Origin of the sequence: Novipirellula caenicola, from assembly GCF_039545035.1 — a bacterium.
GTDB classification, from domain to species: Bacteria; Planctomycetota; Planctomycetia; order Pirellulales; family Pirellulaceae; genus Novipirellula; species Novipirellula caenicola.
The window spans coordinates 206,455-223,878 of the sequence record NZ_BAABRO010000013.1; the positions used below are offsets into that span (position 1 = coordinate 206,455).

At 56.0% G+C, this 17,424-nt stretch carries 10 protein-coding genes; 6 read left to right on the forward strand and 4 right to left on the reverse strand.

Annotated features, from left to right (window positions below):
- The first annotated feature begins 62 nt into the window (after nucleotides 1-62).
- The 3 genes from ABEA92_RS22535 to ABEA92_RS22545 all read left to right on the forward strand — a co-directional run bounded on the left by ABEA92_RS22535 (nucleotide 63) and on the right by ABEA92_RS22545 (nucleotide 3,094).
- On the forward strand, nucleotides 63-521 hold the full coding sequence (locus tag ABEA92_RS22535; RefSeq protein WP_345686430.1) for a VOC family protein: 459 nt from the start codon (nucleotides 63-65) through the stop codon (nucleotides 519-521).
- Between the two features lie 125 nt (nucleotides 522-646).
- Entirely contained in the window at nucleotides 647-1,792 is a 1,146-nt protein-coding gene (locus ABEA92_RS22540; protein WP_345686432.1) for an alpha/beta hydrolase family protein, read from the forward strand.
- 66 nt (nucleotides 1,793-1,858) lie between these two features.
- The gene (locus ABEA92_RS22545; protein ID WP_345686434.1) at nucleotides 1,859-3,094 is read left to right on the forward strand and encodes a glucuronyl esterase domain-containing protein; all 1,236 of its coding nucleotides are present in this window, start codon (nucleotides 1,859-1,861) and stop codon (nucleotides 3,092-3,094) included.
- A 114-nt stretch (nucleotides 3,095-3,208) separates the two neighbouring features.
- On the opposite strand, the gene ABEA92_RS22550 is transcribed toward ABEA92_RS22545, so the two are convergent.
- Nucleotides 3,209-3,691 carry a DUF1569 domain-containing protein gene (locus ABEA92_RS22550; protein WP_345686436.1) on the reverse strand — a complete coding sequence of 161 codons (483 nt, stop codon included), beginning with the start codon at nucleotides 3,689-3,691 and terminating at the stop codon, nucleotides 3,209-3,211.
- Entirely contained in the window at nucleotides 3,688-4,773 is a 1,086-nt protein-coding gene (locus ABEA92_RS22555; protein ID WP_345686438.1) for an NAD(P)-dependent alcohol dehydrogenase, read from the reverse strand. Before ABEA92_RS22555 ends, ABEA92_RS22550 begins: the two co-directional genes overlap by 4 nt.
- 183 nt (nucleotides 4,774-4,956) lie before the next feature.
- Between ABEA92_RS22555 and ABEA92_RS22560 the strand changes: the two genes are divergently transcribed.
- Both ABEA92_RS22560 and ABEA92_RS22565 read left to right on the forward strand, forming a co-directional pair.
- Nucleotides 4,957-5,640 (forward strand): TetR/AcrR family transcriptional regulator, encoded by a 684-nt coding sequence (locus ABEA92_RS22560; RefSeq protein WP_345686440.1) that lies wholly within the window; start codon nucleotides 4,957-4,959, stop codon nucleotides 5,638-5,640.
- A 91-nt stretch (nucleotides 5,641-5,731) separates the two neighbouring features.
- Nucleotides 5,732-6,262 carry a Uma2 family endonuclease gene (locus ABEA92_RS22565; RefSeq protein ID WP_345686442.1) on the forward strand — a complete coding sequence of 177 codons (531 nt, stop codon included), beginning with the start codon at nucleotides 5,732-5,734 and terminating at the stop codon, nucleotides 6,260-6,262.
- Between the two features lie 239 nt (nucleotides 6,263-6,501).
- On the opposite strand, the gene ABEA92_RS22570 is transcribed toward ABEA92_RS22565, so the two are convergent.
- Nucleotides 6,502-7,758 carry an alginate O-acetyltransferase AlgX-related protein gene (locus ABEA92_RS22570; protein WP_345686444.1) on the reverse strand — a complete coding sequence of 419 codons (1,257 nt, stop codon included), beginning with the start codon at nucleotides 7,756-7,758 and terminating at the stop codon, nucleotides 6,502-6,504.
- A 335-nt stretch (nucleotides 7,759-8,093) separates the two neighbouring features.
- On the opposite strand from ABEA92_RS22570, the gene ABEA92_RS22575 reads away from it, so the two are divergent.
- Nucleotides 8,094-15,974: a thioester reductase domain-containing protein gene (locus ABEA92_RS22575; protein WP_345686446.1), complete on the forward strand. Its 7,881-nt coding sequence runs from the start codon at nucleotides 8,094-8,096 to the stop codon at nucleotides 15,972-15,974.
- On the opposite strand, the gene ABEA92_RS22580 is transcribed toward ABEA92_RS22575, so the two are convergent.
- On the reverse strand, nucleotides 15,918-17,261 hold the full coding sequence (locus ABEA92_RS22580) for a hypothetical protein (RefSeq protein WP_345686448.1): 1,344 nt from the start codon (nucleotides 17,259-17,261) through the stop codon (nucleotides 15,918-15,920). The genes ABEA92_RS22575 and ABEA92_RS22580 overlap by 57 nt on opposite strands.
- Nucleotides 17,262-17,424: the final 163 nt, after the last annotated feature.

The window sequence follows — 17,424 nt, forward strand, 5'->3', positions numbered from 1 at the left end:
GTTCCACTATACCTTGCTGTGACCATCGCAGTGGAGTCCCTTCCCCAATCGCGAGTCCATTCATGAGCACCAATAAAATCATCGACGTTTTCCCGTATCTGCGAGTGCGGAACGCCAACGCGGCCATCGAATTCTACCAAAGCGTCTTTGGTGCAACCGAAGAATTTCGGCTCGCCGAGCCGAGCGGACGCATTGGCCATGCTCAACTGAAATTTGGTTCTTACACCGTGATGATATCGGACGAGTATCCTGAATACGGCATCGAGGGCCCCGAGGCGTTTGGCGGATCAGGGTCGTCGATCCATTTGCATGTCGAGGATGTCGACGCGATGACTCAGCGTGCTGTCGATGCCGGCGCAAAACTTGTCATGGAACCGAAAGACCAGTTTTACGGCGAACGAGCAGCCAAAGTACTCGACCCGTTTGGTCATGAGTGGCTACTCGGGTCGACGATCGAACAGGTTTCTAGCGAAGAGATGCAAAGACGATTTACTGCGATGTTTGAAACATCCGAAGAGTGAGACTCACGCTCCGACTGACTCGTGTCCAACATCCAATTGTCGAGATCGATTACGATGAGTCTCCACTGACACGGATGCTGCAAAGGATCGGTGCAAATGACTTGTATTGAATGAGCTAGCGACCCATGAAACGAGTGAACTACTGCGTTGGCGGTGCTCTGCTGATGTTTGCCAGTGTCGCGATCGCGACGGACCACGATGCCGCTGAAGTCGACGCGGCTCGCCGATCGCTGCCTCGCGATGTACTGCTGCAGTACCACGACGACAACGGAACCGCGCGTCCGGTCAAGTCGATCGCCCAGTGGCAGCGGCGGCGAGACGAAATCGTTGCGGCCATGCAAAGCGTGATGGGGACGCTGCCCGTCGAAGATGCACCACGCGAAGCTCCGTCATACCGGGTCATCGAGGAAGTCGATTGCGGGTCGTATCTGCGACGCCGAATCACTTACCAAAGCGAACCACACTGCGAGACGCCCGCCTATCTATGTATTCCTAAAACGTTGTTAGAAAGCGGCACGAAGGGACCGGCGGTGATCTGTTTACACCCGACCGACGCCCAGATTGGCTATGGCGTTGTTGTGGGATTAGGCGGAAAAGCGAACCGCCAGTATGCGATGGAACTTGCCGAGCGCGGCTTTGTCACGCTGTCACCCAGCTATCCACTGCTCGCCAATTACCAACCCGACTTGCAGGCTGGCGGTTGGCAAAGCGGGACGCTAAAGGCGGTCTGGGACAATCTCCGCGGGATCGACCTGCTGCAATCACTTCCCTTTGTCGATGACCAACCGATCGGTGCGATCGGTCATTCGCTGGGCGGACACAATGCGGTCTATACGGCGGTGTTTGATCCACGGATCAAGGCAGTCGTTTCCAGCTGTGGACTCGATTCCTACGTGGATTATTTTGAGGGTGACCCGGCGAAATGGTTGCCAGAACAGGGATGGACACAAACACGTTACATGCCACGATTGCGAAACTACCGAGGACGACTCGAAGAAATCCCGTTTGACTTCCATGAGATGATTGCCGCGATCGCCCCGCGAGCGGTGCTGATTGTCGCTCCCACCGGCGACAGTAATTTCCGTGCCGACAGCGTCGATCGAATCGCCGCAGCGGCTCGTCCCGTCTATCAACTGTTCGGGAAAGCCGATCAGCTGCAGGTACGTCACCCTGATTGTGATCACGACTTCCCAGACGAGATGCGAGAAGCGGCCTATCGGTTTTTGGAAACCGCTTTGAGCCACCAAGAGAACGAGGCGAGTTTCGACTAAACTCTACGGGGCCACGAACGGTTAATAATCAAGAACCAGCACCACTTTTGAAGGACAAGCGTAAATATGATGCGATATCGCAGTTGCCTGATTCTCGCGTTAACGATTGGCGTCGCCCACATCGCGATCGCACAAGACGCTAAACCGAATTACGACGAGTCGAAAATCCCCGCTTATACGCTGCCTGATCCGCTGGCCGGAATTGAGTCGGCGGCGCAGTGGCCTGCTCGCCGCAAACAGATCCTCGAACAGTTCGCAGCGGAGATGTTCGGCAAGGTCCCGACCGACAAATTCAATGCAATCTCAGTGAAGGATGCCGGAACGCGGAAACAAGTGCTCGGCGGCAAGGCGACGATGTGGCAACCAGTCATCACGCTTGCCGGTCGCGATCTGAACTTACTCGTGGTGATGCCCACAGACTCGCAGCAGGCACCTGCTTTCTTGGCCTATAACTTTCATGGCAATCACACCGTGCTGGATGATGCTGATATTCCATTAACGAAGAACTGGGTTCGCAGCAAACCAGACAACCGAGCTCGCGAGGAAGATCGTGGCAGCGCCGCATCACGTTGGGCGGTCGAAAAAATCATCGACAATGGCTTTGCCCTGGTAACGCTTTATTACGGCGATGTCGATCCTGATGTGGACGATGGATTTGAAAACGGCGTCCATGCCGCGTTTCCCGACAAACCCGCTGCGGACCAATGGGGATCGATCGCAACCTGGGCATGGGGACTCAGCCGCGTGCTCGATTTCCTTGGCACGGTCCCCGAGATCGACGAGACCCGCGTGGCCGTGATGGGACACTCGCGGTTGGGTAAGACGTCGCTGTGGGCCGGCGCGAATGACGAGCGTTTTGCGCTAGTGATCTCGAATAATTCGGGCTGTGGTGGCGCCGCGATCTCACGCCGCCGGATCGGTGAATCGGTGGCGCGTATCAATACCTCATTCCCACATTGGTTCTGCGACAACTTTCTCAAATACAACGACAACGAGTCGCAACTGCCCTTTGACCAACACATGCTGATCGCGTTGATGGCGCCGCGTCCGGTGTACGTCGCGAGTGCGGTGGAGGACACCTGGGCTGATCCACGAGGCGAATTCCTTGCCGCGAAACACGCCACGCCGGTTTACGAGCTTCTCGGTCGCGAAGGGCTGCCAGCCGATGAAATGCCAGCGGTGGATGAACCGAGCCAAGGTAGTATCGGTTACCACATCCGCTCGGGCGGACACTCGGTAACCGAGTTTGATTGGACCCAGTACATCAAGTTTGCCAAACGGCATTTGATGAACGAGCAGTAGGCGGTGAGGTGGGTGTAGTGGATTAGGGCAGGAGTCCATTGTGGGCTTCAACTGGCGAAGGACTCGTTGCCTCGTCCACTACGGTTTGCTGCGAGGGACTCGTTGCCTCGTCCGCTACGATCGTGGGTGCGGCTTTAAGAAACGCAGATGGTGGGCAGCGTGCGTCGCATGGAGCGTTTCAAGTGCGTCGCGATCCATGCGACCAAACCCAGGATGGGCTGCGTACTTGCCTTGGTAAGACTTGAACCGATCCACACTGCGAGTAAACAACAACACCTCGTCGGCATCGTCTAGTTCTGCGGGCGGCACGAAGATAGGCGAAGTGGGAATGCCGATCGGCGAATTGCCCTGCAACAATCGGGGCAATAGCGTGCGTCGCATCACCGGCCGCAAGAATGCAAACAGTGTCATCCACCGTGGATAGGCATCGATGCTGGGATCTTGGACCAGCCGCAGATGGCGACAAATCTGTGCCAATGACCAATTGCCACAGCGATCGTATCCCGATTGCAACAGCGACTGCGCTTCGTCGCTTGCCGCATCAAGATTTGCAAACTGCAAAACTCGCAGGTCGCTGGCGACTGCGTTCTTCCTCATCCTTCGTCTCCAACCCGGATGACTGTTTTTCCTTTTGCGTGCCCCGTTTCGACATACCGGATCGCGTCCGCTGTTTCGGCAAGCGGGTAAGTTCGGCCGATGACCGGAGTGACCGCCGCCGACGTTAACATTTCCGCCAACACGTCTAGATCTGCCGCGTTGGGTGTCGACAGATAACGGCACAACCGCTGACTCACCAACGGCGACAACAACAATGGCTTCAGCAGACGCCATAAAAAGGCGCCCCCACTCGCCCCAGTGCCGCTGTTCAAAATCAATGTGCCGGTCGGCTTTAATGCACGTCGACAATCCGATAGCGAGCGGTTCTCGACGTTGTCAAAAATCAAATCGTAACGCGTACCTCCATCGGCAAAATCTTCTCGGGTGTAATCGATGACATGACCGGCCCCCATCGAGCGGACCTGATCGACGTTGGTGGTGCTGCAGACGCCCGTGACTTCGGCGCCATACGATTTTGCAATCTGCACCGCAAACGTTCCGACACCTCCCGATGCTCCGATGATCAAGACCTTTTGTCCCGATTGAATCTTGGCTACATCGCGAAGCGCATGCAGCGCGGCTAGGCCGGACGTGGGAACGGCCGCTGCTTGCTCAAACGTGATCTCGTTTGGCTTCAACACAAGCCTGTCTTCGCTGGCGCAAACAAACTCGGCACACGCGCCGCTGCATACGCCGAACACCTCGTCCCCGATCCGGAAACGTGTAACCCCCTCGCCAATCGCTTCGACGCGGCCCGCACAATCGAATCCCGGAACACCGTACTTTGGCTTCAGCCACCCGGTTTCCACCCGCATCAACAGCGGGGCGCCGCGGACGCCAAAAACGTCTCCGACGTGAATGGCGGCCGCTTGCACTCGCACCAACACTTCACCTTTTGCAGGCACCGGTGTGGGGATTTCTCGCAACTCGAGGTCGCCGGGGCTTCCGTAGCGGTCTTGAATGATTGCTTTCATGGTCTTCTGCGGCAGGCACAAACGATGGGGCACGCCGCCGCTTGCTGGGTTTTCACCATTGTTTTTGTCAGTGGCAGTGGCCGCCAACTCAATCGGGGCTGTATTCATCTCATCTCCACGTCAAACAGAACCACAGGACCACGAACACTTACACTGTAAGTTTCGGCAATTCCATGTTATACTTACACCGTAAGCTGAGGCAACAGGCAAAATTTTTTTGAGAGGGGATAACGCTCGCGTTTGTCGCCCTTTCTGGTCCAGTGCCTCGACGGAGGAGACGAAAAGGCATTTATGGCAAAGAAATCCAAGGCAAATCGCGAAAAAGCAGGCAAAAAACGCAAGGTTTCGCTGAGTAAAGAGACCGTGCTACGAACCGCGATTCAGTTTGCCAACCAGCATGGGATCGAGTCGCTTTCGATGCGAAAACTCGGGGAATTGCTCGGCGTTGAGGCGATGTCGCTGTACAACCACGTGTCCAGCAAGGATGCAATTCTCGACGGAATCGTCGACATCGTCGCTGGCGAAATCGAACTTCCGGAGCTCGACGGCGACTGGAAAAATTCAATGCGGCGACGTGCCGTCTCGGCCCACAACGTCCTGATGCGTCACCCTTGGGCGACGATGCTGATCGTGTCACGTCCGAATGTCGGTCCTGCGATGCTGCGTTACGTGGACGCCACGATCGGATGCCTTGTCGAGGCGGGTTTCTCCTACGCGATGGCCGACCATGCCTGGAACGCGATCGACAGTTACGTTTACGGATTCACGCTGCAGAAACTGAATTTTCCTTTCCAGCCCGATGAGTATGCCGAAGTCGCCAAAGCTTACCTTCCGCAGATTCCTGCCGATGAATACCCGTATCTGAACGGGATGTCGCAAGAGATGATCTCGGGTCACCACGATGGTTTGCACGAATTGCAGTTCGGCCTGGACTTGATCCTCGATGGATTAGAGCGGTTGCAGCGCGGCCAATAACCGCCTGAAGCCGGCCGAAATGCATGTGCGCTGCACGCTTCGTGCTGTTAGAATAAGCCCAGTCACTCGGTTATTCCATGGAGACCATCGCTTGAGCACTGCACCTCGCTATATTCCTCGCTACACGCTCGACGACTACAACCGCTGGGAAGGGGATTGGGAGCTGATTGACGGTGTGGCGGTTTCGATGAGCCCGTCACCGTTCGGACCACACGAGCGAGTGGTATCGCGATTGTCTTTCGAGATTCTTTCTCAGCTCAAACTTCGCCATTGTTCTTGCGAGGTTTACACCAACCTAGATTGGATTGTGGACAACCACACGGTGATCCGTCCCGATTTGATGGTGGTTTGCGGCGAGCAACCCGAGCGACATTTGGAGCGATCCCCTGTGGTGATGGTGGAAGTGCTGTCCGAGGCCACTCGCGAGCGAGACTTGACGGTCAAGCGAACGCTTTGCCTGGAGAACGACGTCCGGCATTACTTGATCCTCGACCCGAGTGATCGATCCATCCTGCACGTCACCGGAAATGACGAAGTGGCAGTCGACGCAGCGCAGCCGTTAACACTGCGTTTGGACGACCAATGCGAAATCGAATTGGATTGCCAAAAACTGTTTCAATAGAGGTGAGGGATTCCCCGGTCGCGACCGATACCAAGACTTGCGACCGAGCAAGCCGAAGTTTTTTGGCAACGTGCACCTCCGCTGCAGTGCCCTCACCCGGATGAGGCCTAAAGGGCCCATCCGACCTCTCCCCAGCTGGCGCTCGGGAGAGGTAACTCGTCAACTGTACCTCTCCCAAGCTGACGATCAGGAGAACGTAACACCGAACTCGACCAGCCGAAACGCTTGGCATTCTCTCGCTACCAGAGGATTTGGTCGTAGGGTGCAAAGGCCGATTTGGCCAGCCACGATGCGTCGTTGCACACACGATTTGCGATGACTTCGGCGCGTTCTGTCTCGGTTAGCCTGCTGACTTTTGTCTTCAGTTGATCGCGTACGCTATGAGTCAACCGTGGGACTCGGACCACATAACGGGCATTCGTTTGTGCAACCAGAAACTGTGGTTTCACTGCGGCAATCAAGTGGGGGTCCAAGCCGCCTGCGGTGTGAACCAAGATCACACAGCCAAACATTCGGCTTGCGTACTTTAGCATCGCGTAACTCGAAGAGGATCCGAAAATCAAGCACGTTTGATCCACCAGGGCATTTGAATGACGCGTGACAAAGATGCGGCCAAAGCTGCGCAATCCGTTGTCGTAAACGATGTGGCGACCAAGGTCGTAGGAATCGAGACGTTGAGTGTGCGATGTCCGCGGAGGATTCATTTTGCAGCCGAGATCCCCCGCGATCGACTCACTGCGATAACGATCATCGACAAACAATTCGACCACGTCCCTCGAAGCCAACCCCAATGTTTTCGCAAGCTCCACAGCGCCGACCTTCGCCCCTTGATCACTCCAATGGGTGTCGGTGACTAGAAACGCATCGTCGCCGCATGCTTTCATGGCTGCAACCGGATGCACTAGCAACTCCCGGGGCAGGACATCTGCAACCTGCTGCACCGGATTCTGTTTACCGGCCGCCAGGGGATGGTATTGCCCCAGCACACTCTCTTTTGCTGGAGCAATCAACAGGGCCACAGACGCCTGGATCGATTTGCCGAAACGCTGTAGTCCTCGCGCATACTTAACCCAAGATCGCAGTCCGCGGCGGGTCAATTGCAGCGTCCCTCGGTGCTGATCCATGCTGTGGTTCGTATCGTTGCCTAAAAACAACCATCCTGATTTTCCTTCCAGCACGCCGGACGATCGATTCGGTCCGCTGCACGCGGCTTCCATACAAACGTGGCCAAGCTTGACTTGCCGCGTTCCCAATCGCAGTGAAAGTGGAAAGGATGTCACATGATTTGGCACGACAAATTGAAATCCGTAGCACCGCTGCAGATATTGCTCTGGATTTTGCTGCAACACATCCGCGATCACGTCTGGCCGCGAGCTGTTCAGCGGATGCACCAACTCGGTATCGGGTGTCAGGGACGCGACCACTTGCGGAGCCGCCGCCAATGGCAGCCGCTTGGGTTCCAGCAACACCCATCCCTTCACAACCCTTCCATGCATGCACGGCTCGGCCGGGAATTCGCTCGCCTCACGTCTTACAGAATTCGCTTCACGCTCGGCACCGGGTTCTGCAGACGGCGTCTGCACGGCCCAATCCAGGACGATTCCGTTACCCCACAGCAGATGGTGTCCCCATAAGCAGCATCGATAAAAACGACTCAGTGAGGCACTACTAGTCACGTTATCTGATTAGCCCTCGCGTGCTATAGTTCTAACCGGCCACCACCCACAGGGCAAAAATTACCAAAATGGTTAGAGCCGCATAACCAGACTCTTCCGAGAGTTGCTCTTGGTGTATTGCTGAATGATTCATTGAAACGCCTGGATACTCGTCGATGACTGAACGGAATCCCCCAACTCCACGAGAACCCTTAGCGTTGGTCGGCGTCGGCTGCCGATTTCCCGGCGGGGTGCGAGACACCGACTCGCTTTGGCAATTATTGGTTGACGGACGCAGTGCGATCAGCGAGGTCCCGGACGACCGATGGCATGTGGACCGGTATCATCACCGCGATCCGGCTGCGATTGGCCATATGGTCACGCGGCGAGGCGGCTTTGTCGACCAGCTGAAGCGATTTGATCCGGCGTTTTGGGGGATCTCGCCACGCGAGGCGATACGGATGGACCCACAACAACGTTGGCTTCTTGAGACCGCTTGGGAAGCGTGCGAGGACGCGGGGATCGCGCCAAGCACATTGCGAGGCACATCCGTCGGTGTGTTTGTCGGGGCGGCGAGCCATGATTACGGCACACTGCAACTGGACGACTTGGCGAACCTCGATGTGCATTCCAATACCGGTGGCACGCTTAGCATCGCCGCCAATCGCATCTCGTACTTGTTCGACTTCAAAGGTCCAAGCCTTGCCGTCGATACCGCCTGTTCCTCAGCGTTGGTCGCCGTGGCAATTGCGTGTCGTGCGATTTGGTCGGGCGAATGCGACGCCGCACTCGCAGGCGGCGTCAATGCATTGATCACCCCCAACACCAGTGTTGGGTTCAGCAAAGCTTCGATGCTGTCTCCATCAGGCGAATGTTTTGCGTTCGACGCACGCGCCAACGGGTATGTCCGAGGCGAAGGGGCAGGCTTGGTTCTGCTAAAACCATTGAGCGAGGCGATCAGGCAACGCGACCGAATTTACGCCGTCCTGCGGTCCGCCGTCGTCAACCAGGATGGCCAGACCTCTTCGATGACCGTGCCCAGCGTCGCCGGTCAAAGCGAGATGTTAGCCGCGGCCTATCGCGAAGCCGGCGTGGCCCCCCAAGACGTCGCGTACATGGAAGCCCACGGCACCGGCACCCCGGTGGGCGACCCGATCGAAGCCGAAGCACTTGGACGGGTGTTGTCGCAGGGCCGCGATGATGACGACGTTTGCTACATCGGTTCGATCAAGACCAACATCGGGCACCTCGAATGCGCGTCGGGCGTCGCGGGTCTGGTCAAGGCGGCTTTGGTCCTGGATCGCAAACAAATCCCAGCGAACCGCAATTTCGAAACGCCCAACGAGTCCATTCCCCTGGACCGCTACCGATTGCAGGTTCCCACCGAATTGCGATCGCTGCGGTCACGCAATGATCAGCAGCCGATCGCGGCGGTGAATTCGTTCGGTTTCGGAGGCACCAACGCTCACGTCGTGTTGCAGGCGGCCCCCAAACCTGTGCACTCACACCGTGATCACGTCATCGCAGAGCGGCCATTTGTGTTGCCAATCTCTGCACGCGATGAAGTGGCACTGCGAGCGTATGCCGAGCGTTATCGCCAACGGCTCGAGACAATCGACGGTGACTTGGCTGACTTTTGCTATTCGGCCGCGGCCCGCAAGGAAAATCATGATCATCGGCTCGCCGTGATCGGAGCGACGCCGAACCAGCTTCGGCAGCGTCTCGCTCAGTGGCTCGCCGGCGGCGAATCCGGCGAGGGCATCGTGGCAGCCCACTCGGCAACTCCCCCCTCGGCCCACTCCGCACTCGGTGCTGCAACCAACTGCAACGCAAATATTTTCGTCTTCACGGGCCAGGGATCTCAGTGGTGCGGGATGGGGCAAAGTTTGCTCAAGCGTGAACCGATCGTGCGCGAAACGATTCAAGAAATCGACGAACTCTTTCAACCGCTCAGCGGTTGGTCACTACTACGGGAGATCGAGCTTCCTGAGAACGAGTCGAACATCCAACAAACTCGAGTGGCACAGCCGGCAATCTTTGCGATCCAGGTTGCGTTGGTTCGGCTTTGGGCTTCGTGGGGCATTCACCCATCTTCGGTGGTCGGGCACAGTGTCGGCGAAGTGGCGGCGGCTTGGTGCGCAGGCATCTATTCGCTGCACGATGCCGTTCGGCTGATCTATCACCGCAGCCGACTGCAAAACGAAACCGGTGGGGCGGGCGGCATGTTGGTTGCCGGAGTGTCGGTGAACGAGGCAAATGAATTCATCGGCGCCGATGCCGACCGCGTCCAAATCACCGCGGAAAACAGCCCGTCGCTGGTGACAATCGGTGGCGATATCGAACCGCTCGAAGCGATTGGGGCAAGGTTAGAGAAGCGTGGCCATTTCGTCCGCTGGCTAGGACTGAATTACGCGTTCCATACGCACCAAATGGATCCGATCCGAGCCGATTTGTTAGAAGCATTAGCGGACTTGGCCCCTCGCCCCGAAACGATCCCCTTTGTCTCGACCGTCACCGGCGGGCAATATCCTGGCACACAGATGGACGCCGGTTATTGGTGGCGCAACGTGCGTGAGCCGGTGCGATTTGAATCGGCGATCACTACCTTGGCGGCCAACCAGGCGACCCGCTTCCTCGAAATAGGACCGCATCCGTCGCTACGTAGTTCCATCGATGCCTGTTTGGCAGATCAAAAGGTTCAAGCCACGATCGCACATTCGCTGACTCGCAACACCGATGCAGCACTGGAATTGGCCACCAACCTAACCAAGCTGGCATTCGATGGAGTCGATGTGGATTGGTGCGAGGCGAACCAAAGTTCCGGCAAATTCGTTCCTCAGCCTGCTTACCCTTGGAACTACCAAGAGTATTGGCTGGACCAGGGGGACACCGCCAACCGGATCGATCCGCCGCTGCATCCGTTTCTCGGTGAGCGACTGAACGTTGCCCAACCGACGTGGCAATTCCATCTTGATCCTCACCTGTTTCCGTATTTGACGGACCATCAAATCTGGAACGGCATTGTCTTTCCGGCGGCTGGGTTTGCTGAGATCGGCATGGCGATCGCCGCCGAATGGTTCCCCGACGATTCCTATGTGGTCGAAGACCTCGAGTGCATCAGTGCGTTGTTCGTATCCGACACCGCCATCCCTAAAATCCAGGTGGTGTTTGACGAAAAAACCAAATCATTCTGGGTTCACAGCACAACGGGTACCGCAGCATGGGAACTGCATGCGAAAGGCCGATTGGTCGCGATGCCGCCGGCTAAAGAATCACAAACGACTGACCTGCAGGAAATCTGCAAGCGTTTGCCTGGCAGAATCATGCACGATAACTTGTATCGCGACCTGCATGGTTTGGGCTATGGATTTGGAGCGAACTTTTCGCTGATCACAGAAGCATGGAGCCATGCAGAGGCAGCCGAATCTTGGCCCATCCACCAGGAATCTCTCGCACGGATTACCGCCACCGATCAAGTTGCCGATGATGCGTCGAGGTACTGCATTCACCCCGCCGTGCTGGATGCCTGTTTCCAGGCAACACACGGGACGCGTTATGCGGAGGGGCAAAATGATCGCGGGCAGAACGAACATGACAATAGCATGTATCTGCCCGAGTCGATCGGGCGGGTTCAGCAACACACACAAGCGATCCCCACGGAGCTATGGGCTCACGCCATTCGCTCGCGTGTCGATGGAACGTCGGTCGAATACTCGATCCGTGTCGTCGATGGTCGCGGGAAACCCGTCGCGTCGATTTCTCGATTCCGAGTCGCAAGAGTTTCCACGGATCACAACGGAGTTCCATTCAACGATCACCTTTACCAATTCCAATGGCAAGCTCAACAGCGGCTTGGACACCAGGCCAACGACATAGCCGTCGATAACGCGACTGCGGCGGACGGAAATTCAAACACAAATCGTGCACCTGCGTCTTCGCTGTCGCCGACTTCCGCGACGATTTTGGTGTTCGTCGATGAGAGTGGGGTCGGTGAATCGGTTGCCGCCAAATTCAAGCAGCGAGGTGATCGTGTTATTTCGTTGCGGCGGGGGGCCGCTTTTGAGCGAACCAGCGAAAACGAGTTCAGCTTGACTGACGGAACCGCTAGCGAATTAATTCGCGTATTCGCAGAGACGGGACTCGGCGACTCGAAACAAACAAAGATCGTTCACTGCTGGACGCTCGATCACAACGCAATACTCGTTCACCGCGAGCAACTGCTTGCTGAACAGCAATCGGGGGTGTTCAGTGCACTTCAGCTTTCTCATGCATTGGACGGAACAGATCTTGCCACCGATCCTCGTGTTTATTTCGTCACCCGCTCGGCAACAAGCGTTCATGAAACCGACCCGCTGACGGGTTTGGCCGCATCGCCGTTGACCGGATTTTGCCGCGTCGCGAATAACGAATCAAACCAATTTCAGTGGACGCTGGTTGATCTCGAATCAAAACCAAGTGATTCCGAAATTGACGAATTGGTTGACGAGATAACAAGCGACAACCGTGAATGCGAAATCGCCCTGCGTGACAACCAGCGGTTTGTCAATCGACTGCAGCGAGTGACGTTGGATCAATTTCCACAGCGGCAAAGCAAAGCGGTGTTTGAAAACGGTGATACCGCTGCCTTCAAACTGCAAATGACCAAGGCGGGTGTTTTAGAGCACTTGACGCTAAACGAAACCCACCGACGTCCGCCCGGTCCCGATGAGATCGAAGTTCGCGTGAGGGCCGGAGGCATCAATTTTCGAGACGTCATGAAGGCGCTAGGGATGTACCCCGGCACGACCGACGATTTGCTTTGGTTTGGTGACGATTTCTCAGGAATCGTCGTGGCGACCGGAGCGAATGTGAACGACATCCAGTGCGGCGACAGCGTTTCAGGCATTGCTCCGTATGCATTTCGCAGCCATATCACCGTCGATCACCGATTGGCGTTCAAGCATCCCACGCACCTGTCGTTTGAACAAGCCGCCACGCTGCCCACCGTGTTTATGACAACGCACTTTGCGATCAAGCACGTTGCTCGCATGCAGCAGGGTGAAAAGATTTTGATTCATGCGGCCGCCGGTGGGATTGGCCAAGCGGCGATTCAAGTGGCTCAGCACCTGGGACTCGAGATTTTTGCCACCGCGGGCAGCGATAAAAAACGCGACATGCTCGCCGCGATGGGAGTGCGTCATGTGATGAATTCGCGAACGGTCCAGTTTGCGGATCAAATCATGGATCTGACCGCGGGCGACGGCGTCGATGCGGTCCTGAATTCACTGGCCGGAGAATTTGTTCCCAAAAGTCTATCGGTGCTCGCGCCGTTCGGACGTTTCTTAGAGATCGGCAAGATCGACGTCTACGAGAATTCCAAAGTGGGCTTAGCAGCGTTCAAGAACAACATCTCGTATCACATGATCGACCTGGCTCAGATCATCGCCCAACGGCCAAGCCGGATTGCATCGATCGTTACGGAGTTGTCATCGCTGTTTGAATCGGGCGTCTACACCCCGCTTCCCCACAAAGTGTTCCCGATCAACGAAGCGGTCGACGCGTTTCGCTACATGGCTCAAGGACAACACATCGGCAAGAATGTGTTGTCATTTCCCTCGGATCCAACAACGGCATCGGCTTTATCGATCGGGCCCTGCACCGAGGATGGGCACCTGCTGCGCTCGGATGCCAGCTACCTGATCACCGGTGGCGCGGGTGGATTCGGATGGGAGATTGCCAAATGGATGGTCCGCCAAGGCGCACGCCACTTGGTGTTGCTCAGCCGCAGTGGCCCCAACGAAGAGGTGGCAAGTGAAATCGAATCGTTGCGTACCGAGGGAATCACGATCAACGATGCTCGTGGTGATGTGACGAAGGCAGAAGATGTCCAGAGTGTGATCGAGCAAATCCAAACGGATGGCCCGGTACTCAAAGGCGTGCTGCATGCAGCCATGGTGTTGGACGATACCTTCATTGCCGATTTGGACGAAGCACGTTTTGCAAAAGTGCTGAAACCCAAAATGCTGGGGGCATGGAACTTGCATGTTGCCACACGTGATGTTCCGCTGGATCATTTCATCTGTTTCTCGTCGTTTTCAAACTTAGTGGGGGCGACCAAGCAGGCCAACTACAACGCAGGAAATAGCTTTCTTGACGCGTTGGCCCATCATCGCCAAGCGAGCGGGTTGCCAGCCTTGACGTTGAACTGGGGCGCCCTGCTTGATGCGGGATTCGTCGCCCGCAACCACAAGACCGCCGAGTATTTGGATGGCGTTGGACTGAAAGCGTTTCGGATCAATGAAGCCCTTGATGTGTTCGCTGAAATGATTCTTCGTGACACCGCCGTGGTCGGTGCCGGACGAGTCGACTGGAAACGATTTAGTAAGATAAGTGATGCTGTCGCAACTCTTCCGATGTATGAATGCGTCCGAGACGAGGTGCGTTCGACTCCATCGAACTCAGGCCTGCAGTCGCAACTTCACAGCGTTTCGCCAAATGAGCGACTCGATATCCTTGGCGACTTTGTCGCAAGCCAAGTGGCCGGAGTCTTTGGTATCGAACCCGCAAAAGTCGACCGCGATGCATCGCTGGCGCAAGTCGGAATCGATTCGCTGATGGCGGTTGAACTGATCAATCGTATCGAGACCGCGGTGGGAACGCGAATCCCAATGAACCGCATCCTCAGCGGACCGAGCATTCGAGAATTGAGTCACTCGATCCTAGCATTGATGTCCGATCTCGATGCGTCCGAAGCAAACACCGACAGCGAAATAACAAGTGAGGAAAGTGAACCGACTGATGATCCGATCGACTTTGAGCGTGAAGCTCAACTCGATCCTTCGATCGTTCCTTGCGGAACCGAAGTGAACGCAGCAGCGTCGCCACGCGTGTTGCTAACCGGAGCCACAGGATTCCTTGGAGCTCATCTGCTGTACGAATTATTGGAAACCACATCGTCGCAAGTGGTGTGCTTGATCCGTGCTGAAAACGAAATCGCAGGGAAGCAGCGAGTCGCTGAGAATTTTGCGAAATACCGTCTGCGGCATAGCGATCTCAACCATCGGGTCCGCGTCCTGATCGGCGACTTTTCTCAGGTGCGACTTGGTCTTTCGGCGGATCATTTTGATCGCTTGGCCGAATCCATCGACGTGATCTATCACAACGGCGCCAATGTGAATTTGCTTCTGCCTTACTCGTCGCTCAAATCGGACAACGTGGGCGGTACGCGTGAATTATTGCGTCTGGCGTGCCATCGTCAGATGATACCGATGCACTATGTTTCGACGTTCACGGTGCATGCGACCGACGCTAACCGCGGACGCGTGATCGCTGAGTCCGACGCTTTGCCACCGTGCCAGGATGTTTTGTATGGGTATTCACAAACCAAATGGGTCGCCGAACGGATGATCGAACAGGCGCGGCGGCGTGGGCTGCCCGTGACCATCTATCGCCCAGGCCATGTGACCGGGCACAGTGAAACCGGCATTGCCAACGTCGACGATCTGCTACATCAAATTGTTCAAGCCTGTTTGTGGGTCGGCGCTGCTCCGTTTCGCGATTTCGAACTCGATGCAACGCCGGTGGACTTTGTTTCCAAGGCGATGGTATACCTGGCGCAACATAAACAAAACCAAGGCAAAACCTTTCATCTGACCAACCCGCATCCGATGACGGCGGACGCGTTGACTCAGTGGATGCGTGACGGCGGAGCCAATGTCGATTGGATCGACATCGAAACATGGCGACAGCGATTGGCTGACTTAGCCAAGCATGCCGATGCATCGTCGGAGGGTTTAAAAATACTCGTCGACATCATGATGCCACGCTTTGCCTCGCCCGATGATCGCGGGATTCATGGCCGTTTTGACTGTCAACAGACTCTCGACGCCTTGCGGGAAAGTGGGATCCGATGTGCGCCGGCGGATACCCAATTGATCTCGCGATGTCATGAATACTTGCAAAAAATGGGTAATCCTCTGCGGATCGACGCTCCGGGAATTGACAGCGGCTCGGATGCGAAATCACGTAACCCGCGATTGAATACTGTCATGCAAGCGGGCAACGAAAAGGTCCATTAGCTTTTCCGACTGCCGTGCGGTCACGAACTGAGCGTCGTAGTGAAGGTTTAGTTTCAACCGATGAGCATATTCCAGCGTCAGCATCGTCACGCAGTTATAGGGTCGTAGCGGCGCCAGACCATCCATATCGTGAAGCACTAAATCCGCCACTTGCAAACATCCATCGGTGCGGGGCAAGGGGCACCGCCGTGTCATTTTCCCCGTGTTGGAAAAGATCACCGACAGTTGGCACGTGTCCTGCTGAACCGAGCGTTTTAATCCACCCGGAATCCAGTGCAGCAGTTTCAAGAACCACAAAAACGTGAACTCCAATTGAAACCGCTTGATGACTTGCATCTCATCATGAATGCCGTTTAGCAGTTGATCGCGATCCACGTTGTCCTTGCCACGACGATCCAGGAAAACGGAACTGACACAATTCATCGCGGGCAGTGAACGATACGATGCGTCTCGCATGTTCATGGGGATCATCATCCGCACCCAATGTCGGTCGTGGTATTGACCAAGTTCTTTCTGCCAATCCCATAACGCCAAAAAGAAGTCACGAACTAACAACTCATGAAGCGTGACGTTTTGTTCGTTTGCCGTATTTCGCAAGGCCAGCGTTTGCGATTTGTCAAACCGAAAACTTGTCAGCGAAGGGAATGCAGCCGTCGATTCGGCTTGGCGATCACGGGCAGGATGATCAAGCAGCGGCTTGGGATGGCGTCCCAAAAACTGGGCCGCCCCTAACAGCCCCACCATTTGGCCGGGCAACAGTTTTAGGAGCTTGGCAAGTCGCAGTCCGTAGGTGCCGCGAGATGCAACCCGATCGGGATCCACGGCCGTCGCATCGGTGGCAATTTCACCGTCGGTTCGAAGATGGGCATAACGTACGAAAAGATCGTCAATAAATCGTTCCATTCCTGCTCCATCACAGCATGCGTGATGGAACTGGAACGTGACCTCGACGTTCACCGCCCCTTGGACGACATAGACTTTCAAACCACTCTCGCGGCCTAGATCGATCGGTTTTGCTTGTGGCAGCGGACCTCCTGTTTCGCCTTCGCACCACAACAATTCAGGCTGAACACCGTCGGCAAAGGACCAACGGTCATGCCATCCGGATGTCACGGTCGCCCGCAGAAGCGGATGCCCCGGCAATGTTTTCTGCAATGCCGAAGTAAAGGTCTCACGATCGAGCCGGCCTTGGAAATGCAGCCGAATGAAGCAGTGGCAGGGATAGGCCGCAGAATCCTGCAGCAACATACATCGTTCGAACGGCGTTAATGGCAACGTCTTTGACATCGATGAAGGGTGACCTGCACGTCTACGAAAACCGGCAGTATACTCAGCAGCCACGTGACCGACGACGGTCCTCGATCTTGTTTTCTCGCCGCCACCTCCTCAACAACCAAGTGTTTTTTCTGTGACGATTACGGAGGCCATCTGCTGGACTGTTGTTCTGATC

Coding starts and splice junctions, on each gene's coding strand:
- ABEA92_RS22535 (WP_345686430.1), top strand. CDS start 63: ATGAGCACCAATAAAATCATCGACGTTTTCCCGTATCTGCGAGTGCGG.
- ABEA92_RS22575 (WP_345686446.1), top strand. CDS start 8,094: ATGACTGAACGGAATCCCCCAACTCCACGAGAACCCTTAGCGTTGGTC.
- ABEA92_RS22545 (WP_345686434.1), top strand. CDS start 1,859: ATGATGCGATATCGCAGTTGCCTGATTCTCGCGTTAACGATTGGCGTC.
- ABEA92_RS22570 (WP_345686444.1), bottom strand. CDS start 7,758: ATGCATGGAAGGGTTGTGAAGGGATGGGTGTTGCTGGAACCCAAGCGG.
- ABEA92_RS22555 (WP_345686438.1), bottom strand. CDS start 4,773: ATGAATACAGCCCCGATTGAGTTGGCGGCCACTGCCACTGACAAAAAC.
- ABEA92_RS22580 (WP_345686448.1), bottom strand. CDS start 17,261: ATGTCAAAGACGTTGCCATTAACGCCGTTCGAACGATGTATGTTGCTG.
- ABEA92_RS22540 (WP_345686432.1), top strand. CDS start 647: ATGAAACGAGTGAACTACTGCGTTGGCGGTGCTCTGCTGATGTTTGCC.
- ABEA92_RS22560 (WP_345686440.1), top strand. CDS start 4,957: ATGGCAAAGAAATCCAAGGCAAATCGCGAAAAAGCAGGCAAAAAACGC.
- ABEA92_RS22550 (WP_345686436.1), bottom strand. CDS start 3,691: ATGAGGAAGAACGCAGTCGCCAGCGACCTGCGAGTTTTGCAGTTTGCA.